At 59.7% G+C, this 466-nt stretch carries 1 protein-coding gene; it reads left to right on the forward strand.

Annotated elements, in window-relative coordinates; translation table 11 throughout:
* Positions 1 to 198: 198 nt before the first annotated feature.
* Entirely contained in the window at positions 199 to 450 is a 252-nt protein-coding gene (locus tag D3D01_RS22775; protein ID WP_121513869.1) for a hypothetical protein, read from the forward strand.
* The last annotated feature ends 16 nt before the right edge of the window (positions 451 to 466 follow it).

A 466-nucleotide genomic window follows, 5' to 3' on the forward strand; every position in this document is an offset into this window, starting at 1 on the left:
TCGTCTGGTTCGGCTGGATTCGACCGCTCGACATCACCGGTCCAAAAGAGCAGAATCCCTGACGACCTGATGGCGACGTAATTCCGTGCCGAGACCACTCCAACCGGGAATGCCCCTATATGATGGGTCGTGGACACGCGTCTCCAGCGAGAATAACGGAACTTTGATAGTCGATTCGAACCGACCGAGAAAACAAGAATGCTTCCCCTTCAGCTCATAGACACCTTCCTGCTCGACTACAACATCGGGCAGGCGCTGTTGCTCGTGTTCGTCCTGTCGACGGTCGGAACGCTGCCGCTGAAGTCCCGGCACATCCTCGGCATCAACGCCACGCTGTTCGGGCTCATCTTCCTTCTGACCCCGGTGATGCTGGCCAAGCCCCACTACATGTTCCTCGGCATCACGCTCCTCGTCGTCGGCCCCATCGTCTACGTCTCGGGCCGTCGCTGAGGGGACGCCGACGGGC

Source organism: Haloarcula sp. Atlit-7R, assembly GCF_003666065.1.
Lineage (GTDB): Archaea > Halobacteriota > Halobacteria > Halobacteriales > Haloarculaceae > Haloarcula > Haloarcula taiwanensis.

What these genes read in the sequence shown, in the direction of transcription:
- D3D01_RS22775 (WP_121513869.1), top strand. Translation starts at nt 199, where the DNA reads ATGCTTCCCCTTCAGCTCATAGACACCTTCCTGCTCGACTACAACATC.